Annotated in this window: 21 protein-coding genes, 1 tRNA gene, 1 rRNA gene and 1 pseudogene; 20 read left to right on the top strand and 4 right to left on the bottom strand. The window is 64.6% G+C overall.

Annotation, left to right across the window (positions count from 1 at the left end):
* Window positions 1-9 precede the first annotated feature (9 nt).
* The 19 genes from rrf (at window position 10) to E4P29_RS22025 (ending at window position 17,719) form a co-directional block, all read left to right on the top strand.
* Window positions 10-126 (top strand): 5S ribosomal RNA (gene rrf / locus E4P29_RS22115).
* A 74-nt stretch (window positions 127-200) separates the two neighbouring features.
* Entirely contained in the window at window positions 201-1,085 is an 885-nt protein-coding gene (locus E4P29_RS22110; RefSeq protein ID WP_135047224.1) for a hypothetical protein, read from the top strand.
* A complete protein-coding gene (locus E4P29_RS22105) occupies window positions 1,082-2,071 on the top strand; it encodes an HAD-IIA family hydrolase (RefSeq protein ID WP_135047223.1) in 990 nt (329 codons plus the stop codon). Before E4P29_RS22110 ends, E4P29_RS22105 begins: the two co-directional genes overlap by 4 nt.
* Window positions 2,072-2,135: 64 nt before the next feature.
* A complete protein-coding gene (locus E4P29_RS22100; RefSeq protein ID WP_135047222.1) occupies window positions 2,136-2,378 on the top strand; it encodes a hypothetical protein in 243 nt (80 codons plus the stop codon).
* Window position 2,379: 1 nt separating this feature from the next.
* A complete protein-coding gene (locus E4P29_RS22095; protein WP_135047221.1) occupies window positions 2,380-3,207 on the top strand; it encodes a TlyA family RNA methyltransferase in 828 nt (275 codons plus the stop codon).
* Window positions 3,204-4,169, top strand: coding sequence for an NAD kinase (locus tag E4P29_RS22090; RefSeq protein WP_027497219.1), 966 nt, complete (start codon window positions 3,204-3,206; stop codon window positions 4,167-4,169). Before E4P29_RS22095 ends, E4P29_RS22090 begins: the two co-directional genes overlap by 4 nt.
* 2 nt (window positions 4,170-4,171) lie before the next feature.
* Window positions 4,172-5,941: a DNA repair protein RecN gene (gene recN, locus E4P29_RS22085; RefSeq protein WP_167735579.1), complete on the top strand. Its 1,770-nt coding sequence runs from the start codon at window positions 4,172-4,174 to the stop codon at window positions 5,939-5,941.
* Between the two features lie 84 nt (window positions 5,942-6,025).
* On the top strand, window positions 6,026-7,210 hold the full coding sequence (steA, locus tag E4P29_RS22080; RefSeq protein ID WP_135047229.1) for a putative cytokinetic ring protein SteA: 1,185 nt from the start codon (window positions 6,026-6,028) through the stop codon (window positions 7,208-7,210).
* Window positions 7,207-8,154 (top strand): copper transporter, encoded by a 948-nt coding sequence (locus E4P29_RS22075; RefSeq protein ID WP_135047219.1) that lies wholly within the window; start codon window positions 7,207-7,209, stop codon window positions 8,152-8,154. The genes steA and E4P29_RS22075 overlap by 4 nt, the downstream gene beginning before the upstream one ends.
* 155 nt (window positions 8,155-8,309) lie before the next feature.
* Window positions 8,310-10,043 (top strand): CTP synthase, encoded by a 1,734-nt coding sequence (locus E4P29_RS22070; RefSeq protein WP_135047218.1) that lies wholly within the window; start codon window positions 8,310-8,312, stop codon window positions 10,041-10,043.
* The gene (locus E4P29_RS22065; protein ID WP_135047217.1) at window positions 10,040-10,675 is read left to right on the top strand and encodes an NUDIX hydrolase; all 636 of its coding nucleotides are present in this window, start codon (window positions 10,040-10,042) and stop codon (window positions 10,673-10,675) included. Before E4P29_RS22070 ends, E4P29_RS22065 begins: the two co-directional genes overlap by 4 nt.
* 5 nt (window positions 10,676-10,680) lie before the next feature.
* The gene (xerD, locus tag E4P29_RS22060; RefSeq protein WP_027497213.1) at window positions 10,681-11,595 is read left to right on the top strand and encodes a site-specific tyrosine recombinase XerD; all 915 of its coding nucleotides are present in this window, start codon (window positions 10,681-10,683) and stop codon (window positions 11,593-11,595) included.
* A 110-nt stretch (window positions 11,596-11,705) separates the two neighbouring features.
* Window positions 11,706-12,725 (top strand): ParA family protein, encoded by a 1,020-nt coding sequence (locus tag E4P29_RS22055; protein ID WP_245154449.1) that lies wholly within the window; start codon window positions 11,706-11,708, stop codon window positions 12,723-12,725.
* Entirely contained in the window at window positions 12,722-13,558 is an 837-nt protein-coding gene (locus E4P29_RS22050; RefSeq protein ID WP_032384282.1) for a segregation/condensation protein A, read from the top strand. Before E4P29_RS22055 ends, E4P29_RS22050 begins: the two co-directional genes overlap by 4 nt.
* The gene (scpB, locus tag E4P29_RS22045) at window positions 13,555-14,238 is read left to right on the top strand and encodes an SMC-Scp complex subunit ScpB (RefSeq protein ID WP_057474926.1); all 684 of its coding nucleotides are present in this window, start codon (window positions 13,555-13,557) and stop codon (window positions 14,236-14,238) included. Before E4P29_RS22050 ends, scpB begins: the two co-directional genes overlap by 4 nt.
* A gap of 12 nt (window positions 14,239-14,250) precedes the next feature.
* Window positions 14,251-15,432 (top strand): pseudouridine synthase, encoded by a 1,182-nt coding sequence (locus E4P29_RS22040; RefSeq protein WP_135047215.1) that lies wholly within the window; start codon window positions 14,251-14,253, stop codon window positions 15,430-15,432.
* Window positions 15,432-16,115 (top strand): (d)CMP kinase, encoded by a 684-nt coding sequence (cmk, locus tag E4P29_RS22035; RefSeq protein ID WP_135047214.1) that lies wholly within the window; start codon window positions 15,432-15,434, stop codon window positions 16,113-16,115. The genes E4P29_RS22040 and cmk overlap by 1 nt, the downstream gene beginning before the upstream one ends.
* Window positions 16,112-17,560 carry a ribosome biogenesis GTPase Der gene (gene der, locus E4P29_RS22030; RefSeq protein ID WP_027497207.1) on the top strand — a complete coding sequence of 483 codons (1,449 nt, stop codon included), beginning with the start codon at window positions 16,112-16,114 and terminating at the stop codon, window positions 17,558-17,560. Before cmk ends, der begins: the two co-directional genes overlap by 4 nt.
* A gap of 85 nt (window positions 17,561-17,645) precedes the next feature.
* A tRNA-Pro gene (locus tag E4P29_RS22025) sits at window positions 17,646-17,719 on the top strand.
* Window positions 17,720-18,114: 395 nt separating this feature from the next.
* On the opposite strand, the pseudogene E4P29_RS22020 reads toward E4P29_RS22025, so the two are convergent.
* Window positions 18,115-19,279 (bottom strand): annotated as a pseudogene (locus tag E4P29_RS22020) (erythromycin esterase family protein).
* An 86-nt stretch (window positions 19,280-19,365) separates the two neighbouring features.
* Between E4P29_RS22020 and E4P29_RS22015 the strand changes: the two are divergent.
* A complete protein-coding gene (locus E4P29_RS22015; RefSeq protein ID WP_135047213.1) occupies window positions 19,366-20,076 on the top strand; it encodes a MerR family transcriptional regulator in 711 nt (236 codons plus the stop codon).
* Window positions 20,077-20,124: 48 nt separating this feature from the next.
* On the opposite strand, the gene E4P29_RS22010 is transcribed toward E4P29_RS22015, so the two are convergent.
* The 3 genes from E4P29_RS22010 to E4P29_RS22000 all read right to left on the bottom strand — a co-directional run bounded on the left by E4P29_RS22010 (window position 20,125) and on the right by E4P29_RS22000 (window position 23,522).
* Window positions 20,125-21,240: a hypothetical protein gene (locus E4P29_RS22010; RefSeq protein WP_135047212.1), complete on the bottom strand. Its 1,116-nt coding sequence runs from the start codon at window positions 21,238-21,240 to the stop codon at window positions 20,125-20,127.
* 177 nt (window positions 21,241-21,417) lie between these two features.
* Window positions 21,418-22,317 carry a hypothetical protein gene (locus tag E4P29_RS22005; RefSeq protein WP_167735578.1) on the bottom strand — a complete coding sequence of 300 codons (900 nt, stop codon included), beginning with the start codon at window positions 22,315-22,317 and terminating at the stop codon, window positions 21,418-21,420.
* Between the two features lie 134 nt (window positions 22,318-22,451).
* Window positions 22,452-23,522, bottom strand: a complete 1,071-nt coding sequence (locus E4P29_RS22000) for a hypothetical protein (protein WP_135047210.1) — start codon at window positions 23,520-23,522, stop codon at window positions 22,452-22,454.
* Between the last annotated feature and the right edge of the window lie 481 nt (window positions 23,523-24,003).

Below are 24,003 nucleotides of genomic sequence, written 5' to 3'. Positions count from 1 at the left end.
TCGCAGAGTTACGGCGGCCATAGCGGAGGGGAAACGCCCGGTCCCATTCCGAACCCGGAAGCTAAGCCCTCCAGCGCCGATGGTACTGCACTCGACAGGGTGTGGGAGAGTAGGACACCGCCGAACATCCGTTGTAAGAAGGGGACCCACTTGGTGGGTCCCCTTTTTGCGTTTTGTATCCAGAATCCGAAAGGACGCCCGTGTCGGAAGACAACAACGATCGTCGCCCCTCCCGAGGGGACGGCGGCAACCGCCCGAGCGAGTCCCGAGATCGCAACCCCCGCGCTGCGGACCGTCGCGGCGACCCGCGTCGTTCGGACGGCCCTCCCCGCAGGCGTGGTGGTGGTGAAGGTGGGTTCTCGGGCGATCGCCGCGGTAACAGCGCATCGTCCGATCGCCGACCCCCGCGGCCCGACGAGCCGGATCTGCCCGACGAGGTCGAGGCCGGCCAGCTGGAGCCGGCCGTGCGCCGGGATCTGTTGAGCTTGGACAAGAACAATGCGACTGCTGTGGCCCGTCACCTCGTGATGACGAGCAGACTGCTCGACGACGATCCGCAGTTGGCGCTGCTGCACGCGCGCTCGGCTCGTCAGCGAGCCGGCCGCATCGCCGTCGTACGTGAGACAGCCGGAATTGCGGCGTATCACGCGGGTGAATGGGCCGAAGCTTTGTCGGAACTGCGAGCGGCACGTCGAATGGCCGGTGGCCCCGGCCTCATCGCGGTCATGGCCGACTGCGAACGTGGACTCGGGCGCCCCGAGCGGGCCATCGAACTCGGTCGGAGCGACGAAGCGCGGGAACTGACCGGTGAAGAGGCGTCGGAACTTCGGATCGTCGTCGCCGGCGCTCGTATGGATCTCAATCAGTACGACCAGGCCGTCGTTACCCTTCAGACCCCCGATCTCGACGCATCTCGGTCGGGTACAGCTGCCGCTCGCCTGTTCTACGTCTACGCCGATGCGCTCGTTGCTGCCGGTCGCGTCGACGAGGGTGTGAAGTGGTTCCTCAACGCTGCCGCGGCAGATGTCGATGGAGAAACCGACGCAGAAGAGCGGGTCGAGGAGTTGTCCGGGGGCAGTCGGTGACATTGCTCCGCGACGCCCACGACGTTCTGCTGCTCGACCTCGACGGCACCGTCTACGCCGGCAAGGACCCCATTCCGGGTGCAGTGGAGGCGCTTTCGGGTGGTTCCGAGAAGCAGTACTTCGTCACCAACAATGCCAGTCGCGCACCGAGCGATGTCGCCGAACATCTCCGTGAACTCGGTTTCGACACCACAGCAGAATTTGTCGTCACCAGTTCCGAAGCCGCAGCCCGAGTACTCGCGGGCAGACTCGATCCCGGCTCACGTGTCCTCGTCGTCGGTACCGACGCCTTGGCGACTGAGATCGAGAAAGTCGGATTGGCACCGGTGCGCTCTGCCGACGACCATCCGGTTGCGGTGGTTCAGGGACATTCGGTCGATACAGGGTGGCCCATGTTGGCCGAGGCGGTGCTGGCAGTGCGTGCGGGCGCACTGTGGGTCGCAACCAACGTCGATGCGACTCTTCCGACCGAGCGCGGCCTCGTTCTCGGCAACGGTTCGATGGTGGCGGCAGTGCGCAATGCCACCGACGTCGAGCCCATCGTTGCAGGCAAGCCCGCGGCTCCGATCATGCGTGACGCCGTCGAGCGCAGTGGTGCCAGCTCGGCCCTCGTGGTCGGCGATCGGCTCGATACCGATATCGCCGGTGCGAACGAAGCTGCCCTGCCGTCGTTGCTGGTCCTGACGGGTGTCAGCACCGCTCCCGAGTTGCTTCGTGCTCCGAAGCATCTGCGTCCCACCCACATCGGTAGCGATCTCGGGGTCCTGAACAAGGACGAGTCGGCGTCCGAGGTCGCTGGGAAGCATGGCTGGACGGTCGGCATCGACGACGGGGTCCTGTCCGTGCGTTTCGAGGGTGCTGCCGAGATGGATGTCTTCGAGGGTCTGCTTGCCGTCCTCGATGTTGCGTGGTCGGGTTCGGAGTTCTCGGACGTTCGCTTCGACGGGGATGGACTCGCCGATCTGCGCTCGCTGTTGGGTTGCTGACACGGGTTCGTGCAGGCGGCCGCGAGCGGGCGTTCGTCGGACCCATCCGATAGCGTGAGAGGCGATGAGCGCGTCGATTCCACTCCCAGGACAACACCGGCCGAACGCGGCCGGCGAAGAGTCGTCCGCAGATCCGGACAGCATCAGAGCCGAGGTGTCGTCGCTGCTTGCGCAGCTCACCATAGGGTCGGAGGCAGACCTCGATTCGGAGGCCGTCGATTCGGACGCCCTGGCACGTGATGCGGGTGTGCTGGACCGGGCCCACGAAGTGCTGGTTCGGGCCTTGACCACCGTCGACAAGACCTGACGTGGCCCGTCGCGCACGTGTCGACGCAGAACTGGTCCGTCGTGGACTGGCCAGATCTCGCGAGCACGCCTCCGAACTCATCGAAGCAGGCCGGGTGAAGATAGCCGGCACCGTGGCTTCCAAGCCCGCTACCGCCGTCGAGCCCGGCACTCCGCTGTTGGTGGCCGAGGAAGACAACGAAATCAGCTGGGCGTCTCGCGGCGCGCACAAATTGCTCGGTGCCCTCGACGCGTTCGAGCCACTCGGCCTGAGCGTCGACAACGCGCGGTGTCTCGACGCCGGTGCCTCCACGGGAGGTTTCACCGACGTTCTGCTCAGTCGCGGTGTGCGCGAGGTCGTTGCGGTCGACGTGGGCTACGGCCAACTCGTGTGGCGACTGCAATCCGACGAACGCGTGCACGTCATCGATCGCACCAATGTGCGCTCGATCGACGCCGACACGATCGGCGGCCCTGTCGACGTCATCGTGGCAGACCTGTCGTTCATCTCTCTGAAGCTCGTTCTTCCCGCTTTCGTTGCGTGCTCCACGTCGGGCACCGACATGGTGTTGATGGTCAAGCCTCAATTCGAGGTCGGCAAGGATCGTGTCGGTTCCGGCGGCGTCGTGCGAGACCCGGCGCTGAGGGCGGAGGCCGTCGAAGACGTCGCGAATGCCGCGATCGCGTTGAACCTGCGTGTCGAGGCGGTCGCCGCAAGCCCACTGCCGGGACCTTCGGGCAACGTCGAGTACTTTTTGTGGCTGAAGGCGGGCGCAGGTGACGGTTCGCCGCCTACCGGCGTGGGCGTCACCGAGTTGGTCCGTCACGCGATCGAGGAAGGACCACAGTGACTCCGTCCCATGCAGCACCGACGCAGGAGTCCGTTCGGGAGATTCTTCTCGTCGCACACCCCGGCCGGCCGGACATCGCCGAGACCGCGCGCCGAGTGGGCAAAGTGTTCGACGAAGCAGGCATTTGCCTGCGGGTTCTCGTCGACGAAGTGGAACCGTCCAAGATCGAGGCATCGGACACCGAGGAACACGACCATGTGTTCGTGGCGGACATGAGGCTCAACGTCGTCGAGTTCGGTCCCGACGCGGCCGCCGGGTGCGAGATGGTTCTGGTTCTCGGCGGGGACGGAACGTTTCTGCGCGCGGCCGAACTCGCACAGGCGGCCGACATCCCGGTTCTCGGTATCAACCTCGGCCACGTGGGGTTTCTCGCGGAGGCCGAGGCCGACCATCTCGAGGACGCGCTGGCGCGTGTCATGGCCGGCGACTATCGCATCGAACAGCGGATGACGCTGGACATTGCCATCCGAGTGGGCGACCAGGTCGTCGAGCGCGGGTGGGCCTTGAACGAGGCGAGCATCGAGAACGGATCCAGGCTCGGCGTCCTCGAGGTCGTTCTCGAGGTGGACGGGCGTCCGGTCTCCGCGTTCGGCTGCGACGGAGTGCTCGTGTCGACACCCACGGGGTCGACCGCATATGCGTTCTCTGCAGGCGGGCCGGTGGTGTGGCCGGAACTCGAAGCCATACTGGTTATTCCGAGCAACGCCCATGCCCTCTTTGCGCGTCCGCTGGTCACCAGCCCCGAGTCGATCATCGCCGTCGAGATCGACGCCGGCGGACACGATGGTTTCGTGTTCTGCGACGGCCGCCGCACGTTGGGCTTGCCGGCGGGAGCACGTGTCGAGGTCGTGCGGGGAGCATCGCCGATCAAGTGGGTTCGCCTCGATTCGGCACCGTTCGCCGATCGCATGGTCAAGAAATTCGAACTGCCCGTGACCGGGTGGCGGGGGAGAGCGAGGTAGGGATGCTCGAAGAAATTCGGATCGACAGCCTCGGAGTCATCTCCGGCGCGAGTGCACAATTTCACGAGGGGTTGACGGTTCTCACCGGCGAGACCGGTGCTGGCAAGACGATGGTGGTCACCAGCTTGCATCTGCTGTCGGGTGCGCGCGCCGACGCAGGTCGGGTGCGCCTCGGTGCCCAAAGAGCCGTGGTCGAGGGTCGATTCAGCACCGACACCGCCTCGGAACAGGTGATCGAGGACGTCGAGAAGGTACTCGAATCCTCGGGAGGTCAACGCGACGAAGACAATTCGATCATCGCCGTGCGAACGGTCAATTCGGACGGTCGCTCGCGTGCGCATCTGGGTGGACGAAGCGTCCCCGCATCGGTGCTGTCGAACTTCACCGATTCGCTGTTGACAGTGCACGGTCAGAACGACCAGTTGCGGCTGCTGCGCCCCGATCAGCAACTCGGTGCACTCGACAGATTCGCCGGTGATTCGGTGGTCTCTCTGGTGGCGAAGTATCGCGCCGCCCGTAAGACGTGGCTCGACGCACGCAACGAATTGATCGACCGCACCGAACGCAGCCGTGAACTGGCCCAGGAGGCCGACCGTCTGCAATTCGGCCTGCAAGAAATCGATTCGCTTGCCCCAGAACCGGGTGAGGATCGAGCCGTCGCCGAGGATGTGCGCAGGCTCGGCGACCTCGATTCGCTGCGGGAAACCGCCGAGGGTGCCGCCGCGGCCCTTGTCGGGAGTACCGAGGAGGCGTCGGACACCACGTCTGCGCTGTATCTGTTGGGCGAGGCGCGATCGCGTCTCGAAAATGCCGACGACGCTGCTCTCACTGAACTGCTGCCCCGGTTGAACGACGCAATGGCCGTCGTCGGAGACATCGGTGCCGATCTGACCTCGTATCTGTCGGACCTCCCGTCGGATCCAGGAGCTCTCGACACGATCCTGAACCGGCAGGCCGAGCTGAAGTCTTTGACGCGCAAGTACGCCGCCGACGTCGACGGTGTCATCGCATGGGCCGAGGACGCTCGGGAACGTCTGTCTCGCATCGACACCTCTGCCGACGCGCTCGCGGAGCTGAGTGCGCGCGTCGAGTCGGCTGCTGTCGACGTCGCGGCGGCCGCGTCCAAGCTCAGCGCTGCCCGGTCGAAAGCGGCGACGAAGCTGTCCAAAGCCGTCAGCGTCGAGCTGGCCGGACTGGCGATGGGAAAGGCCAAGCTGCAGATCGATGTTCGATCGCTGCCGGCCGGGCCGTCGGACACGGCACCGATCGTCATCGACGGTACCGAGTTGCATGCGGGTAGTAACGGCGTCGACGAGGTCGAGTTCCGGTTGTCCGCGCACGACGGCGCCCAGGCGTTGCCGATCAGCAAGAGCGCGTCGGGCGGTGAGCTCTCGCGGGTGATGTTGGCGCTCGAGGTGGTGCTGGCGGGTTCCGACAAGGGCGCGACGATGGTGTTCGACGAGGTCGACGCCGGAGTCGGTGGTCGGGCGGCGGTCGAGGTCGGTCGTCGGCTCGGTCGGCTGGCTCGTACCCATCAGGTCATCGTCGTCACCCACCTCCCGCAGGTGGCTGCATTCGCGGACACGCATCTGGTTGTGGACAAGACCGACGCCAAGAAAGGTGCGGCGAACAGCGGAGTCCGAACGTTGTCGTCCTCGGAACGCGTCGTAGAACTCGCCCGGATGCTCGCGGGGCTCGACGACACCGAGACCGGTCGCGCACACGCTGAGGAGCTCTTGGCCACCGCAAACGCAGACAGAGCCGCCCTGTAACTTTTGGTGCTGATGTGATCAGTGTGGTAGTTGTTTCGGCGCGCCTCCATGGCCGGGCGTGTCGATCGGGTCATCATGGTGGGCATGAAGATGCCGGCACTGCTGTCACGTAGTCAGGATTCGCTGCCCGGAATCACCGGGATCGCGCGAGTCGATCGCAACACGGCCAAGCTGCTCAAGCGGGTCGGCCCCGGCGACATCGTCGTTCTGGACGAGCTCGATCTGGACCGATTGACGGCGGATGCGCTCGTCGAGGCCGGGGTGCTCGCGGTCGTCAACGCGTCGCCGTCGATCTCCGGTCGCTATCCCAATCTCGGCCCCGAGGTCATCGTCGCCAACGGGATCACCTTGATCGACTCGGCCGGCACCGAGATCTTCAAGAAGATCAAGGACGGCACCAAGATCCGGCTCAACGACGGTGGCGTCTACACCGGCGATCGTCGCCTCGCCAAGGGCGAGGAGCAGAGCGAAGCCGAGATCTCGGACAAGATGATCGAGGCCAAGACCGGTTTGGTCGACCATCTGGAAGCGTTCTCGGGCAACACGATCGAGTTCATTCGGACCGAGAGTCCGTTGCTGATCGACGGCGTCGGGGTACCGGACATCGACATCGACCTCAAGGGTCGTCACGTCGTGATCGTTGCCGACGGGCCGGGGCACGCGGAGGACCTGAAGAATCTCAAGCCGTTCATCAAGGAGTACTCGCCCGTCATCATCGGCGTCGGTGCGGGCGCGGACACAGCGATGAAAGCGGGACACCGCCCGGATCTGATCGTCGGCGATCCGGAGGACGTCACGGCGCAGACACTCAAATGTGGTGCAGAAGTGGTAATTCCGGCCGATTCGGACGGACACGCCCAAGGTCTCGAACGCATCCAGGATCTCGGGATCGGGGCCATGACCTTCCCGGCGACCGGTGCTGCTGCGGACCTCGCACTGCTGTTGGCCGACCACCACGGTGCGTCGCTGATCGTGTCGGTCGGTAGCCCGGCCAGCCTCGACGAATTCTTCGATCGCGGACGACGCAACACCAACCCGGCTGCGTTCATGACGCGTCTGAAGGTCGGTGCCAAGCTGGTCGACGCCAAGGCGGTGGCCACGCTGTACCGAAGCCGCGTGTCGGGCGGTGCAATTGCCCTGCTCATTCTCGCTGCGCTCGTCGCGGTGATCGTGGCGTTGGCCGTCTCCAACATCGGCGGCGAATCCTTGGATTGGGCGATCGATCTGTGGAACCGATTCGCACTGTGGTTCCAGGGGTTGCTTTCGTGATTTCGCTTCGCCAACATGCCATTTCGCTCGCTGCCGTGTTCGTTGCGTTGGCCATCGGCATCGTCCTCGGCTCGGGTCTGCTGTCCAGCGGACTGGTCTCGGGTCTGCGCGACGACAAGACGGGTCTCGAGAATCAGGTCGACGATCTGCAATCGACCAACAATCAGCTCGGCGAGCAGCTGAACTCGGCCGACGGTTTCGATGCGGCGGTCTCGGGTCGAGTACTCCGAGACTCCCTCGTCGATCGCAGCGTTGTGGTCATCACCACGCCCGATGCAGATCCCGGCGATGTCGACGGCGTCACGCGTTCGATCGGGGCGTCCGGTGCCACGGTCACGGGCCGGGTGTCGCTGACGGATTCGTTCGTGTCCGCGGCGAACGGCGACGATCTGCGCACCCGACTGACCAACGTCATTCCGGCCGGTGTGCAGTTGCGTACCGGGGCGGTCGACCAAGGAAGTCTGGCGGGCGACCTGCTGGGTTCGGTGTTGCTGCTCAATGCGCAGACGGCGCAGCCGCAATCGACCCCCGAGGAGCTGTCTCTCGCGCTCGAGACGTTGCGTAGCGGCGGATTCATCGCTTACGACAACGGTGCGGTCGCACCGGCGCAGTTGGCCGTGGTGGTCACAGGTTCGGGTGCCTCGGATGTCGAGGACGGCAACCGCGGTGCCATCGTCGCTCGCTTCGCCGGAGCTCTCGATTCGCGCGGAGCAGGTGCGGTACTGGCAGGTCGTTCCGGTGCGGCCGAGGGCAACGGCTCGATCGCAGTAGTACGAGCCGACTCGGCGTTGTCGTCTGCGCTCAGCACGGTGGACAACGTCGATCGTGAAGCAGGCCGAATCACCACAGTTCTCGCCCTGGCAGAGCAACTGGACGGTGCTGCGGGCCGCTACGGCACCGGAGCGAACGCGAACGCCGTCACCGTGGGTGCGCCGGTGAGTTGATCGGCGCTCGCGTCGAATACGCGTGTCGTTGGCGGTGAGGTACGTACTGGTGTTACCGTGAAGTCCCGTGGGTAGCAGGCCCAATTTCCACGCTTTACCTCTCTTATCAGCCCCCTGATAGGAGCAAGCCCTGCAGACTCGTCACGGGAGCCTCATTGTCACGCCTTCAGTCGCGTTCCGACACCAAGCACATCTTCGTCAGCGGAGGCGTCGCGTCTTCGCTCGGAAAAGGTCTGACGGCGTCCAGCCTCGGCCAGCTACTGACCGCACGCGGCTTGCGTGTGACCATGCAGAAGCTCGATCCGTATCTGAACGTCGATCCCGGCACGATGAATCCGTTCCAACACGGTGAAGTCTTCGTCACCGAGGACGGCTCGGAGACGGACCTCGACGTCGGCCATTACGAGCGCTTCCTCGACCGTGATCTGTCCGGATTCGCCAATGTGACCACCGGCCAGGTCTATTCGACGGTCATCGCCAAGGAGCGTCGCGGCGAGTACCTCGGCGACACCGTTCAGGTCATTCCGCACATCACCGACGAGATCAAGCGTCGCATCCTGGCCATGAACGGTCCGGATCTTCAGGGCCATCAGCCGGACGTCGTCATCACCGAAATCGGCGGCACCGTCGGCGATATCGAATCGCAGCCGTTCCTCGAAGCGGCGCGGCAGGTCCGTCACGACGTCGGCCGCAACAACGTGTTCTTCCTGCACGTGTCGCTGGTTCCGTTCCTGGCACCGTCCGGTGAACTCAAGACCAAGCCCACTCAGCACTCCGTCGCAGCACTGCGCAGCATCGGTATTCAGCCCGACGCGTTGATCCTGCGGTGCGACCGCGACGTGCCGCCGGGGCTCAAGAACAAGATCGCGCTGATGTGCGACGTCGACGTCGACGGCTGCATCTCCACACCCGACGCCCCGTCGATCTACGACATCCCCAAGGTGCTGCACAAGGAAGGCCTCGACGCCTACGTCGTCCGGCAGCTCGGTCTGCCGTTCCGTGACGTCGACTGGACCATCTGGGGCGGACTGCTCGATCGCGTCCACCAGCCCCGCGAAACCGTGCGAGTCGGCCTCGTCGGCAAGTACGTGGACCTGCCCGACGCCTACCTCTCGGTCACCGAGGCACTGCGTGCCGGCGGATTCGCTCATCGCGCCAAGGTCGAGATCAAGTGGGTTCCGTCCGACGAGTGCTCGACGCCTGCGGGGGCTCAGGCTGCGCTGGGCGATGTCGATGCCGTGCTCATTCCGGGCGGATTCGGCATTCGCGGTATCGAAGGCAAGCTCGGTGCCATCGAGTTCGCACGCACCCGCAAGATTCCACTGTTGGGGTTGTGCCTCGGTTTGCAGTGCGTCGTCATCGAGGCTGCTCGTTCGGTCGGCCTGACCGATGCCAATTCGGCCGAGTTCGATCCGGACACCAAGGATCCGGTGATCTCCACGATGGCCGACCAGGAGGACGCCGTCGCCGGCGATGCAGACCTCGGTGGCACCATGCGTCTCGGTGCCTACCCGGCGACGCTGCAGAAGGGTTCGGTCGTCGCGGCGTCGTACGGCACCGAGAACGTCTCGGAGCGCCATCGTCACCGTTACGAGGTCAACAATGTCTACCGTGATCGAATTGCCAAGAGCGGCTTGGTCTTCAGCGGTACGTCCCCGGACGGTCATCTGGTCGAGTTCGTGGAGTTGCCGGCATCGGTGCATCCGTTCTTCGTTGCTACCCAGGCGCATCCCGAGCTCAAGAGCCGGCCGACCCGTCCGCATCCGCTGTTCGCGTCACTGATCAACGCGGCACTGAAGTACAAGGCTGCCGAGCGGCTGCCGGTCGACATTCACGGTGACACCGCTGCGGCCGAGAAGTCGGACGCCGAGGCCGAGACCGTCGGATGAGCGAGAACACCAGACACGAATTCACCACGCTCGGTTCGACGGTTCCGTACTCCGGCGCGATTCTTGCCTTGCGGCTCGATCAGGTGGCGATGCCGAACGGGCGTCGCGCCGAGCGAGAAGTGATCGAACATCACGGCGCAGTCGGCATTCTGGCCGTCGACGATCAGGACCGCGTGGCGATGATCGAGCAGTACCGGCACCCCATCGGACGTCGTCTCTGGGAGCTGCCCGCGGGCTTGCTCGACGAGCCGGGTGAGCAGCCCGTGCTGGCGGCGCAGCGCGAACTGGCCGAGGAGACCGGTCTCGCAGCCGGAAAATGGTCGGTGTTGGTGGACGTGCTGGCCTCTCCCGGATTCACCGACGAAGCGGTCCGCATTTTCCTCGCCGAGGATCTGAGTGAGGTCGATCGCCCGGAGGCGCACGATGAGGAGGCAGACATCGAGTTGTCCTTCGTGCCGATGGGCGAGGCCGTCCGTCGTGCGTTGGCAGGGGAGATCGTCAACGCCTCGGCCGTGTCGGGAGTGCTCGCGTTGGCGGCAGCTCGTGCCACCGGCACCGAGTTGCGTCCGGCCGACGCCCCGTGGGCGGATCGACCCACGGCATTCGAGTCTCGGAAGAGTTCACGAAAGTAGCCACTGTGATCGGCGATCAGATTGCGACGTATCTCGATCATTTGGTGGTCGAGCGCGGTTCGGCACCGAACACGGTGTCGTCGTACCGTCGCGATCTGGTGCGGTACGAGCGGTTTCTGAGTGGGTACGGAATTTCCGATCTGGCCAAGGTGACCGAGAACGACATCACCGAGTTCGTGCTGTATCTCCGGCGCGGCGACGACGAATTCCCGGCTCTCGCAGCCAGTTCGGCGGCTCGAACGTTGATCGCCGTGCGTGGTCTGCACCGCTTTGCCCTGGCCGAGGGCATGGTGGAGCGCAACGTCGCGAGCGAGGTGAAGCCGCCGCAGCCGGCCAAACGACTACCGAAGTCGCTGCCCGTCGACCAGGTCGTGGCGCTGCTGGAATCGGCGTCCATCGCCGGTCCCGATGCGCCGCGTGGTCTGCGAGATCGGGCACTGCTCGAACTGCTCTACTCCACCGGTGCGCGCATCTCCGAGGCCGTCGGTCTGGATGTGGACGACATCGACACCGAGGCTCGCTCGGTGCTCCTGCGCGGTAAGGGCGGGAAACATCGAGTCGTCCCGGTGGGGAGGCCGGCCATCGAGGCGGTCGACGCATACCTCGTGCGCGGTCGGCCGGGCCTCGTCGCCCGCTCGAATCCGGCGCTGTTTCTCAATGTGCGCGGTGGTCGACTGTCGCGCCAGAGCGCCTGGCAAGTATTGCAGGACTCCGCGCAGCGGGCCGGAATCACGGCCGGGGTGTCACCGCACGTGCTCCGGCACTCGTTCGCGACGCACCTGCTCGACGGCGGTGCCGACGTCCGCGTCGTGCAGGAATTGCTCGGCCACGCGTCGGTGACCACGACACAGATCTACACCCTCGTCACCGTCACGACGTTGCGTGAAGTGTGGGCGGGTGCGCACCCGCGAGCGCGCTAGCACGCGGTCGGCAATCGTGTGTCAGCGTGTCCGATGACAATGCCGTCGCGTCAAGCGGTAGCGTTTGCGTGAACTACTCGAAGACGAACGGGACAGGGGAGCGCTGGAACGTGTCGACACCGCAGCCGCCAGCGGCGGAGTCAGCCTCGGAACCGTCGTGGGGCGTGCACCCCGCCGTCACCCCCGATACCGGCGAAACGCATCCGTCTCATCCGCACAGCGATGGCGCTCTTTTCCATACACGTCAACCGGAATACAGTCGGGAGACACGCGACATCATTCCTGCTCCGAACGAGCTCGGGCCCACCGGTCGCAAGACAAGGCCGGTTCCCGATCCGCAGCCGCTGGCCAGTCACGGCCCGGCCAAAATCATCGCGATGTGCAACCAGAAGGGCGGCGTCGGCAAGACGACGTCGACCATCAATCTCGGTGCCTCGCTGGCCGGTTACGGCCGTCGCGTGCTGCTCGTCGACCTCGACCCGCAGGGCGCACTGTCCGCGGGATTGGGCGTCGCACATCACGAACTCGATCTGACCGTCTACAACCTCCTCGTGGAGGCGAAGGTGTCGGCCGACGACATCATCATGCGGACTCGCGTCGACAATCTCGATCTGATGCCGAGCAACATCGACCTGTCGGCCGCCGAGATCCAGCTGGTGACCGAGGTGGGTCGTGAGCAGACGCTCGGACGGGTACTGCACCCCATTCTCGACCGCTACGACTACGTGCTCATCGACTGCCAGCCCTCGCTCGGCCTGCTGACGGTCAATGCGCTGACCTGTGCCGACGAAGTCCTCATTCCGATGGAGTGCGAGTACTTCAGTCTTCGCGGCCTTGCTCTCCTCAACGACACCGTCGAGAAGGTGCGCGATCGGCTGAACCCGCGACTGAAGCTGGCGGGCATCGTTGTGACTATGTTCGACGCCCGCACGCTGCACTCGCGCGAGGTGATGACGCGGGTGGTCGAGGTGTTCGGCGACGTCGTCTACGACACCGTGATCACTCGCACGGTCCGGTTCCCCGAGACCAGCGTTGCCGGTGAGCCGATCACCACCTGGGCTCCCAAATCCGGCGGCGCGCAGGCGTACCGCGCTCTTGCGCGCGAGGTGATCTACCGGTCGGGTCCGTGACGGTCGACGCTGCCGACGAGGCCCCGATCGAGGTTCCCGCCGACGCGGATCCGTCGAAATTTCGGGTTCGGTTGCTCAACTTCGAGGGCCCGTTCGATCTGCTGCTGTCGCTGATCAGTCAGCACCGCATGGATGTCACCGAGGTGGCTCTGCACACGGTCACCGACGATTTCATCTCGTTCACCAAATCGCTCGGTGCCGATGTCGGACTCGATCAGACAACCGAGTTTCTCGTCGTCGCCGCGACGTTGCTCGATCTGAAGGCGGCTCGTCTGCTGCCGTCGGGTGATGTGGAGGACGCCGAGGATCTCGCGTTGCTCGAGGTGCGCGATCTCCTGTTCGCCCGGTTGCTGCAGTACCGCGCTTACAAGCAGGTCGCGCTGCTATTCGGTGAGCTGGAAGCCGCTGCGCTGCGGCGTTATCCGCGCTCGGTGTCGGTGGAAGATCGATTCGCCGATCTGATTCCCGAGGTGTTGCTGGGGGTCGACCCGGCCAGGTTCGCAGACATCGCAGCCGCAGCGTTTCGGCCCAAGCCGATCCCGCAAGTGGGTCTGGACCACATTCATCAGCATGCGGTCTCGATCCCCGAGCAGGCAGAGTGGTTGCTCGAGAACCTGCAGGGCCGGGGACTCAACGAGTGGGCATCGTTCTCGGAGCTGGTGCAGGACTGCGAAGTGCAGGTCGAAATAATCGCGCGCTTCCTCGCGTTGCTGGAACTGTTCCGGCAACAAGTGATCGCCTTCGAGCAACCCGAACCACTCGGCGATCTTCGAGTGAGCTGGACCGGCAAGGACGAAGGACCCATCGTGGTCACGGAAGAGGACTACGCATGAATGCCGACCCGGAACTCGAGCTCGAGGATGTCGACGAGTCAGGCGAACTCGACGACAACACGCTCGCGTCGGCACTCGAGGCGGTTCTGCTCATCGTCGATACTCCCGCCTCCGACGAACAACTGGCATCGGCTGTGGGCTCGTCGGTGGCCCGCGTACGCGCCGCCCTGAACCGGATGGCCGCGGAACTGACCGAACGCCGCAGCGGAATCGACCTCCGGTACGCCGGCGACGGGTGGCGTTTCTACACCCGAACCGCCTATGCGCCGTACGTCGAACGGCTGCTTCTCGACGGCGCTCGGTCCAAGCTCACACGTGCAGCATTGGAAACCCTGGCCGTGATCGCCTATCGTCAACCGTTGACCCGCGCACGAGTCAGCGCCGTACGTGGAGTCAATGTCGATGGAGTGATGCGTACGTTGCTCGCCCGTGGACTGATCTCCGAAGCAGGAACGGACCCGGAGACCAACGGCACGATGTACTGCACCACCGAGCTGTTCCTCGAACGGCTCGGGCTCGCATCGCTCGGTGATCTACCCGAACTGGCACCGCTGTTGCCGGGAGTGGACCTGATCGACGAGATCAGTGACAGCATGGACACCGACCCCAGAACGACCCGCTCCACCAAGAACCGCGGATCGAAACCCGATCCGGCAGCCGAGCTCGACTCGGACGACTGATAGGTAAGACAAGTGAACAAGCCCGCTCGCCGTGATGGCACACCGGACCGTAACAAGAGACAAGACCCACGCAGGAAGCCCACCGCAGGTCGGTCGGACACCCCGCGTGACGCACGCCGCGGAGATCGCACTCGCGACGCCGCACCCCGGGACGGCGCTCCCCGCGCTGGTGCACCCCGAAACGGCGCCCCTCGCACCGGGGGACCACGCGCAGGCGCTCCCCGCACCAGTGGCCGACCGGCCCCGCGCAGAGGCGTCGAGCAGGGGGAATCGTTCGAGAACAAGCCCGTCGAGACGGGCATCAACGATCGCAGCAACGACGCGGTGCCCCGCAAGAAGCCGTCGCGCCCCAAGCCGCCGAAGCCGCAGAAGAAGCAGGCTCCGGCAACCACCATCAGCAACGCCAAGCCGGCGAAGCATCAGTACACCGATTCGTCCCCGCGCAAGCACGTGCCTGCCGGTGAGGGTGTTCGGTTGCAAAAGGTGCTCGCGCAGGCCGGTGTCGCGTCGCGTCGGGCCGCGGAAGAGCTGATCGCCGACGGTCGCGTCGAGGTGGACGGACGCATCGTCACCGAGCAGGGCATCCGCATCGATCCGAACATCGCCGTCGTTCGCGTCGACGGCACTCGTGTCGTCGTGAAGGAAGAACTGGTTCATCTCGCGATGAACAAGCCGCGCGGATGGCAGTGCACCATGTCGGACGATCTGGGTCGTCCGTGCGTCGGCGACATCGTCGCCGAGCGCGTGCAGGCGGGCCAGCGACTGTTCCACGTCGGTCGGCTCGATGCCGACACCGAGGGACTGTTGTTGTTCACCAACGACGGTGACCTTGCTCACCGGCTGATGCACCCGTCGTACGAGGTGTCCAAGACATATCTCGCGACGCTGTTCGGCACGATTCCCCGCACGCTCGGCAAGCAGTTGCGCGAAGGCGTCACTCTCGACGACGGCCCGGTGAAGGTCGACGGCTTCCAGCTGCTCGATATCTCGGACGGCAAATCGCTCGTCAAGGTGACGTTGCACGAGGGCCGCAAGCACATCGTGCGTCGGTTGTTCGACAAGGTCGGATTCCCGGTGGGACGCCTCGTGCGTACCGACGTCGGCAACATCGTGCTCGGCGATCAGCGTCCCGGAACACTGCGTGTTCTCGGCCGCGGCGAGATCGGCAAGCTCTACGAATCCGTGGGCCTGTGATGAGTGCGCTCGTCGTGGCGATGGACGGGCCGTCGGGTACCGGTAAGTCGTCTGTATCGCGCCGGCTCGCGTCGGCACTGGAAGCAAGCTACCTCGACACCGGTGCGATGTACCGCGTCGCAACGGTATGGGTGCTGCGTTCGGGCGTCGAGCCCACCGATGCAGACGCAGTCGCGAAAGCTGTTGCTGCCCTTCCCCTCGAGATCGGTAAGGATCCTCTGTCCGAGACCGTCTTGCTCGACGGAGAGGACGTCAGTGGCGAAATCCGCGGCACCGCAGTGACCAAAGCCGTCTCGGCTGTGTCCGCGGTGCCTGCGGTGCGCGAGCTGTTGGTGCAGATGCAGCGCGACCTCGCCAGCTCGTCGACGCGAATTGTGGTGGAGGGCAGGGACATCGGCACCGTCGTACTTCCCGACGCCGACGTGAAGGTGTTCCTGACGGCCTCACCGGAGGCGCGTGCGGAGCGTCGCAACAAACAGAACATCGAGCAGGGTCGCGACGACGACTACGAATCCGTGCTCGCGGATGTGCAGCGCCGCGATCACGCAGATTCGACGAGGGCAGTGTCACCGCTTCGTCCCGCCGAGGATTCGGTGATCGTCGATACCAGCGAGCTGGATCTCGACGGCGTGATCGAGCGTTTGCTGCTCGTGGTGAACGACAGAAGTGGAGCAGTCCAGTGAGTGAAGAATTCTTCTCCGGCGCAGCGGAAACCGCGGGCGACGGAACGTGGAGCGACGAGGGCGAGTGGGAGTACGTCGACCTCAACGAGGGCGAAGACGGTGAAGATGCCGTTGCCGTACCGACTCTCGCCGTGGTGGGCCGACCGAACGTCGGCAAGTCGACGCTCGTCAACCGCATCATCGGCCGCCGCGAAGCAGTGGTCGAGGACGTCCCGGGCGTCACTCGCGACCGCGTGTCGTACGAGGCGAACTGGAGTGGTCGACGCTTCCTGGTGCAGGACACCGGCGGTTGGGAGCCCGACGCCAAAGGGCTGCAACAGTCCGTTGCGCGCCAGGCCGAACTGGCGATGAACACCGCCGACGCGATCCTGTTGGTCGTCGATGCCCGCGTTGGTTCGACGACGACGGACGAGGCAGTGGCACGAGTGCTGCGCCGGTCGAAGACTCCGGTTCTGTTGGTGGCCAACAAGGTCGACGACGGTCGCACCGAGTCCGAGGTCGCCGCACTGTGGTCTCTGGGTCTGGGGGAGCCGTTGTCGGTGTCCGCCACCCACGGCCGCGGTACCGGTGATCTGCTCGACCGTGTGCTCGAGGCCCTGCCGGAGACTCCGCGCGAAGGTATCCCCGGTGGGGGACCGAGGCGTGTCGCTCTGGTCGGTAAGCCGAACGTCGGCAAGTCGTCGCTGATCAACAAGCTCTCGGGTGACGAGCGTTCGGTGGTGCACGATGTTGCCGGCACCACCGTCGACCCGGTCGACTCCTTGGTCGAATTGGGCGGCAAGACATGGCGATTCGTCGATACGGCAGGACTGCGCAAGCGCGTCAGTCATGCCAGCGGTGCCGAGTTCTATGCGTCGTTGCGGACGAAGTCTGCGATCGAAGCAGCCGAGGTCGCGATTCTGCTTCTCGATGCCTCGCAGGTGATCTCGGAGCAGGATCTGCGCGTGCTCAGCATGGTCTCCGATGCCGGCCGTGCGCTGGTGTTGGCGTTCAACAAGTGGGATCTGGTGGACGACGATCGTCGTCAGCAGCTCGAGAAGGAAATCGACCGCGATCTCGCGCGCGTGCCGTGGGCGCAGCGAGTGAACATCTCGGCGCACACCGGCCGTGCCGTGCAGAAGCTCGTGCCCGCTCTGGAGACTGCTCTCGAGTCGTGGGACAAGCGTGTCCCCACCGGACGCCTCAACACGTGGCTCAAAGAGGTCGTGGCAGCCACCCCGCCGCCGATGCGTGGCGGACGCCTGCCCCGCATCATGTTCGCGACGCAGGCCAGCACCCGGCCGCCGACGTTCGTGCTCTTCACCACCGGCTTCCTCGAGGCCGGCTACCGCCGATTCATCGAGCGGCGTCTGCGTGAAGAGTTCAACTTCGACGGCAGCCCCGTGCGCGTCTCGGTCCGTATCCGCGAGAAGCGGGAACGGCCGGGCAAGGGCAACAACCGCTGATGTAGTCCCGACCCGCCCCTGAGCAGGCGATTTCCTCTCAGGGGTAGGGCTGGGGTAATCTCAGCAAGCGCCTTTCGAGGCGCGGCGGGCTGTGGCGCAGCTTGGTAGCGCACTTGACTGGGGGTCAAGTGGTCGCAGGTTCAAATCCTGTCAGCCCGACACGTAGATGCAGTTCAGAGGCGGTTTCGGAGAAATCCGAAGCCGTCTTTTTTGTGTGCGTGCCGCGGGAGTGTCACTACTCAATGCTTACACGGTCGAACTTGGCGCTGAGACGGTGTCCAGGTGGATCCACTGGTGTCCGGCGATCTGCGTGTCTTGAGCGAATGCACCTGAGTGGACGAAGCCACTTGATTCAGCTTGTTCGTAGTCAAGTAGCTACGGAGTAGATAGGGGTCCGTGTCGAGCTGAAACTTGGACTAGATCGTTGGCTCCGGTTTGTGTTTCGTCAAGATCCGCTGGCAGCGCTCTGTCGATAAGCTCTCTTGCCAGCTGGCGTTTGCGTTCACCACGGGATGATGTCGGTGGTTGAACGTTCGATATACGTTTTGGACGGATCACCAGTATTGGTGTCGGTGCCCATCGGTGTCGGCGATAAACAGGATCGCGTCGGTTCCGGATAGGTCTGCGGGAGAAAGTGGCAGGTGGCCCGGAGCGATCGGCGTACCCGCGGTAACGGACTCGGGCAGTGCGCTGCGTAGTGCGTCCGCCGGGAACAACGCGCGTCGGTCTGTGGCATCGGCCAACATGGCCTGCAGTGTGCCGACGGGTGCCGACGGGTTGGCGTCGGTCGCGATGAATACGTATTCATCGCCGAGGTCGTGGGCCACGAGCGCACCGGCTGCAGCCCAGCTCGCCTCGCCCGGTAACGCCGAGTCGCCGCGGCGCAGGTGCGAGTTGTGCGCGAACACCAGGGTCGGCCCGCGACCGCGTTCACGCGTGACGATGTCGCGGAGATTGTCGGCCATCATTTCGGCGCGTATGCCGAGTAGTTGCCCGATGCGATCGGGGGGCGGTACTCGCCATGGCCGCGTGATAGCGAAGCAAACCCTGCGCAGCGCGCGCGTGCGCAGACACCTCCCACGGCGCGTCCAGTGGTGCAGCGGCGGCCAGTCCTTCCGCGATCGAGCCGAGAACCTGGGCTCTGTTGGATCCGCCGATCGACGCGACGGCGTCGTACATCGCGTTCGGATCGGTCCAGTCGGCGTCGTCACCGAGGAGTTCGTCGAGGTCCCCTATGTGGGGAGGCAACACCTCTTCGGGGGCCAGGGCTTCCAATACGAACTTCAGGGACGGTCCGGGGCTCGGTGCTCCCGAGTACTCGACGGGCGCGTCGAAGCCATGAAATCGGACCCGGTCCTCCGGCGCGCACGCTGCGTTATGACCACGCAGCCATTCGAGCAGTTCACGGTTACCGGGAACTGCGCCGAACCCGTGACTGAAACCGGCCGACAACACCTCGTCGAGGCCCGCTGTTCCACCGGCCACGTAATCGTCGACGATGGACGCGGCGAAGATATCGGTCTCGAGCGCCACCGACCGGAATTCGCGAGCGACGAGATGGACGAGCAGCTCGTTGCGCAGGCTCGTGAAGGCAAGAATTCCGTGTGTCGGCTCACCGAGGCCCAGGAGGACGGCCGGACGCCCGGTCAGGAAAGCGTCGACCACGCGGCCAAGGTCTTCGCCGAGTTCTCGGGCGATGTTGTGCAGTTCTGCAGGCATATGTTCGACGGTATCGTTGAGCATTCCATTGAGACTTCGGCATCATGCCACCGGCTTAATACCCGTTAACCCTCAATCGAGGCATTGTGAGACCCACCGATCTGGCCCGCCGACACGGACTGTCCACACAGGCGGTACGCAACTACGAAGAGGTAGGCGTCCTACCTCTCGCGGTCCGAAGTGACTCCGGCTACCGGTGTTACACGCTCATGCACGCTGCGGCGCTCGACGCGTTCGTGGCACTGCGCCGCGGACACGGGTACAGGCCGGCGGTCGAAATCATGCGCGCAGTCAACACCCGTGACGACGACGTCGCATACCGAACGATCGACGCCGACCATGCCGCTCTCCACTCCGAACGTGGCACCTACGGCGAGACGGCCGCCGCCCTGAGGAGCCTGTCGACGATGGCACCGCGGCCGATCGACGGACGCCCGCTGACGGTGGGTGAACTCGCACGACGCCTCGATCTGCACCCGGCGACGCTGCGGGCCTGGGAAGCGGAAGGAGTCGTACAACCCACACGCGCCCCGACCACCGGCTACCGCGAATACGCCGCTGACGCCGTCCGGGACGTCGAGATCGCGCGGCAACTCCGGCGCGGCGGCCACCGACTGAGTGAAGTCGCGCACTTCCTTGAATCGTTGCGCGGTGCCGGAGGTGTCGACGAGTTGCGTTCCTTTCTCGACGCGTGGCAGGCGCGGCTGAGCGCGAGGGGCCGTGACCTTCTTGTCGGCGCGGCTCGGCTCGATGCTTATCTCCGTCTTCGAGATCGGGATTCTTCGAGTGTTGGGTGAACGCCGGCGACAACTACCGGATTGGCGTTTACCGGTGTGCAGACCGCGTCAGCGAGCTCTGTGTGCGGTCCACTCGGGGTGTTCCCCGTCGGTGTCGCACACCCACACCTGGGCTTTGTCGCCGTCGGCTGCGGTGTCGGTGAGCCAATAGGTTTCGTCGGGTGCCCATCCAGCGATGACACTCGCTGTGGCGTCGTCCACGGTGATGGCCGTCCCGGCTGCGGAGAGATAGCCGCGGACGGTGAGGTGAATACCGTCGTACTGTTCCGCCACTCGTGGCCAGTCGGGAACGACCCATCGCCCGGCCCGCCCGGTAGCGCGGTACCAGTCGTGCCGCTTCTGCGCGGAGACCTCGACAGGGAACTCTCTGCATAGCTGCGCCCACGCCTGCGGGCCGTCGATCTCGTACGCGCGAAGACCGCTGGGAACGCGCATGCGAAGCGAGACCGCCCGCTTCCATCCCATGCCGTCCTCGACGAACCACAGCTCCGCCGGGGTGCCATCGAACAACGAGCGAGTCGAGCTCCGTGTCGGAGGAACCGACCACCACTCTCCGGAAAAGCCCGCGGCCGGGTCCGCCGGCCGCACGGTCGCCGCTCGCACTTCTTCTTTCGCCGTGCGAGCACCGTAGTCGTGCAACGTCTCTGCGGTGGTCAGTGTGGCCGCCGGGTCATCCCGGAATTGCGCGTATGCGTTGTCCCACCACACGATCCACTGATCAGCAGCCGCGAGACCCGTCGACCACCACTGTGCGTGCGGCGTCGAGGCGACGTGTTCGGCTATCCGTTCCAGCTCACCCCGCAGCGATGCGGTGGCGGCGAGAACGTCCTCACCGTTCGGTGACTGCCAGTACATCGCGTGATCTACCGCTGCAGCAAGGACCGAACGCAGCACGCCGGCTGTCACTTCCGGGAGCGGCACCCGAGACAGGCGATCCGCCACATCCTCCGCTGTCACCACGGTCTGCCGCGCTTCCTCAGCACCGGGCCCGAACATCACCACTCCGGCACCTTGGTCGACGTCAAGGCGGTAGGACGCCAGGAACACCGCAGAGCGGAACGAATGCTCGACATCGACGGCCGAATCCTCTTCCGCGAGCAGCGCATACTCGAGGAGCAACCGACGACCACGCGGGCCCGCCAGTAACCAGTTGACCGCACTCATTCGCGCACCCTCTCAAACAGTCCATCAACAAGCCATCGAATAACAACGTCGCGCGCTCACCCCAACGGCATCTGCGCGGCGTCAGGACCCGTCGGATTGATCCGGCGTCGAGACTTGAGTAACACGAAAACTGTTGTGCTGCCGCAATATGCAGACCTCTACCGGTAGCCCGGCATATCAAGATTGGTCGTATTGCTCAGCTAGGTGCGGATTCAGTGGGGGTATGCCAACCATGTCTTGGCCTGGGTGGAGCGCGTGTTGGAGTTGCGCCACTGTCGCATCGGTCAAACTGCCGGGTCCCAAATCGATTGCGCACGCCCAGTCGAAATCTTTTGTTGACCATGCTCGGATAGGTGTCGGGTAGTTCCTGCCCGACCAATTTATGGGGAGGAGCCAGTCCTCGCTGGATCGCGCGCGTCGCCACAGTCGGCCGGCACCTTTCTCGATATCGGCTTCGAAGCTGTCAGGATGTTCGGGATCTCGGCGCACCTCGGTCGGGGTGAAGTCGACCAAGACGTGTGCTCGTATCCGCTGCGCGCTGACGTTGTCGTGGAACCATTGCATGTTGTTTCTCGATCGTTCCACCTCACGCGCCCGATCCTCGGCGAACACGTTACAAGCCATTCTGGCCGGGCCGCTCCACACGAACGTCGAGTCCGAAAATTCCTCCGGCAGGGCACAATCGATGTATTCCGCACTGCCCTCCTCGGACTCCTGCTTCAACACGGCCCCGGTCTCGGTGTCGATCGTCAGAACCATCGGCGAGCCCTTGCTGCCGGTTTGCAGTTCCACCTTCCAGCAACGCCGTCCGATGAATTCGACCTCTTCGATAGGACGTGTAGGTCTGGTGAGGCCCGGTCGCGCCCAGTGTTCGACCGGGCGGGAGACGATCAGTTCTCGGCCCGGGTCGGGTATCCGGGTGTTGAGCTCGTTGGTTTCGATCGGATCATCGTGACCGGCTTCGAACATCCAACACTTATGGCCGTCGGCGATGAACAGCGGTTTCCCTTCCAGAGACTCCATGCGTGTCTGTCGACCGAAACGGAAGAGACGGACTTCGCCGAGCCCGAAACCCACGTACGACGGAACGATGCCGTAGTGCCCGTCGTAGACGTCTCTAGGACCGATGTCGGCGTGAATTGCGCGGGCGATACCCATGACCGGCCGCTGCGGACCGTCGACGATCTTCAGCAGCACTTCGACCCAATGCGTCATACGTACAACACCCCTCCGACGGCGCGCGACCGATCCGGGTACGCGCGGGTGTCTGCCTGCTCCATCAATTCGGTAGGGGCATAACAAGTTATATCTTCGAGACGTCGACCCTGTTCGTCGTACAGGTTGAGTCGAGTCACCACAGTGAGCCCCTCGTAGTCATCGTGGGTGAAACTGATGTGCAAGCGGCCGTGCGGCCAGTCGCCGATGAACTCGGCGCGGACGTCGTGCATTCTCTTCGAGAACCGCCGCCCGTCGAGTCGACGAATGCAGTAGCGGACGTACGACGCATGATCAGGCGGCTCGGGAGCGACGGGGCGGCAGTAGCCCGTGATGTCCAGATCGTCTATGGCTGTGTCGAGTTCGGACTCTGCTGTGTCGATCGAGAGCCGAACAAGGTGGCGGCTCGCACCGTCCACAGATTTGACAAGGAGCCAGAGTTGGTCACCGTATGCGGTGCCTTCATAGGCCCGGATTTCCGGCAGTTCGATCTCACACACGGGCGTCGAGGAACCGGCACGGAATGCCTTCGCGATAAGAACACCGCCGTGCCTGCCTGTCACGCCCCAGTGCCATCGGACGCCGTCGCCGATCGCGCGCTTGCGGCGGTGCAGCTCGTTGTAGGTAATGTCCGCGTACTCGGTGGTGTGCCACGCGCCGTCGGCCTGCGATCGAGGGTAGTCGTCGAGTTCGATGCGGGTCGCGCTCGCGTCCAGCGGTAGATGGATCCACGACTTGGATTGTTGGAGAACGTATTCTGCCGGGGTGGGGGTTCCGCGATAGGTGCGCGACCATGGGGTGTGCTCGACGCCGAGGTGGACCGACTGTTCGTCGAAGTTGGCTGCGACTAGAACCCCGTCGACGTCGATCGGAGACGTGCCTCCGCCCGGGTGAGCCAGGAGCAGAGGTGGTCGCGATTGCGGGCGGGGGAGCGGCGGCTCGTCCGCGGTGCGAGCGACGTCGTCACGCGTGCGTGTGGGTCGAAAACACCATGCTCCGGACGATCCCGCTGTCAGCAGATGTGTGCCCTCGAGATTCTCGGCGTGATGTACCCCGTCCACGGTCACGCAAGCCAGAACATCGGTTCCGCGGTACTGCAGCCAGACACGGTCTGCGTGGGAGGCAAGCGTCAGTGCAGGTGATGGTGAGGGTATCTCCGGCCAGGACACGATCCGATCGATCTGTCCGGATGTCGGTTCGAGAAGCGCTGCGACAGGCTGGGTTTCGTCGATAACCCACAGCCGACCGGCAGCGAAACGAATACATCGTGGGCGCAAGAGTCTGCGCTCAGACCACGGGGCGCTCATGCGCCTTTCTGCAGTGTCATGATCGCGACACTACCTCACCCCGTTCAGGTCGTGGTCGATTCACAAGCGGGGAAACTTGATCGGGAGCTCGTACCCACCGATGTTCACCGATAGCGTCAGGTCATCCCCTCTTCGCCCTCAGCGCTACTAAAGCCTGCGCACTGGTTTCGCTCCCAAAGGTCGGAACTGAAGCGGGGGAGTTATCGAGGACGGCAACACCTCTGTGTCGGCTGGTAACGCA

The organism is Rhodococcus sp. 1R11, assembly GCF_004563845.1.
In the GTDB taxonomy this organism is placed as follows: Bacteria; Actinomycetota; Actinomycetes; order Mycobacteriales; family Mycobacteriaceae; genus Rhodococcoides.
The sequence above is the reverse complement of the archived record's forward strand: the minus strand, read 5'-3'. Positions and strand labels throughout refer to the sequence as shown.

Coding starts and splice junctions, on each gene's coding strand:
- E4P29_RS22100 (WP_135047222.1), top strand. CDS start 2,136: ATGAGCGCGTCGATTCCACTCCCAGGACAACACCGGCCGAACGCGGCC.
- cmk (WP_135047214.1), top strand. CDS start 15,432: ATGAGTGCGCTCGTCGTGGCGATGGACGGGCCGTCGGGTACCGGTAAG.
- recN (WP_167735579.1), top strand. CDS start 4,172: ATGCTCGAAGAAATTCGGATCGACAGCCTCGGAGTCATCTCCGGCGCG.
- steA (WP_135047229.1), top strand. CDS start 6,026: ATGAAGATGCCGGCACTGCTGTCACGTAGTCAGGATTCGCTGCCCGGA.
- E4P29_RS22065 (WP_135047217.1), top strand. CDS start 10,040: ATGAGCGAGAACACCAGACACGAATTCACCACGCTCGGTTCGACGGTT.
- E4P29_RS22010 (WP_135047212.1), bottom strand. CDS start 21,240: ATGAGTGCGGTCAACTGGTTACTGGCGGGCCCGCGTGGTCGTCGGTTG.
- scpB (WP_057474926.1), top strand. CDS start 13,555: ATGAATGCCGACCCGGAACTCGAGCTCGAGGATGTCGACGAGTCAGGC.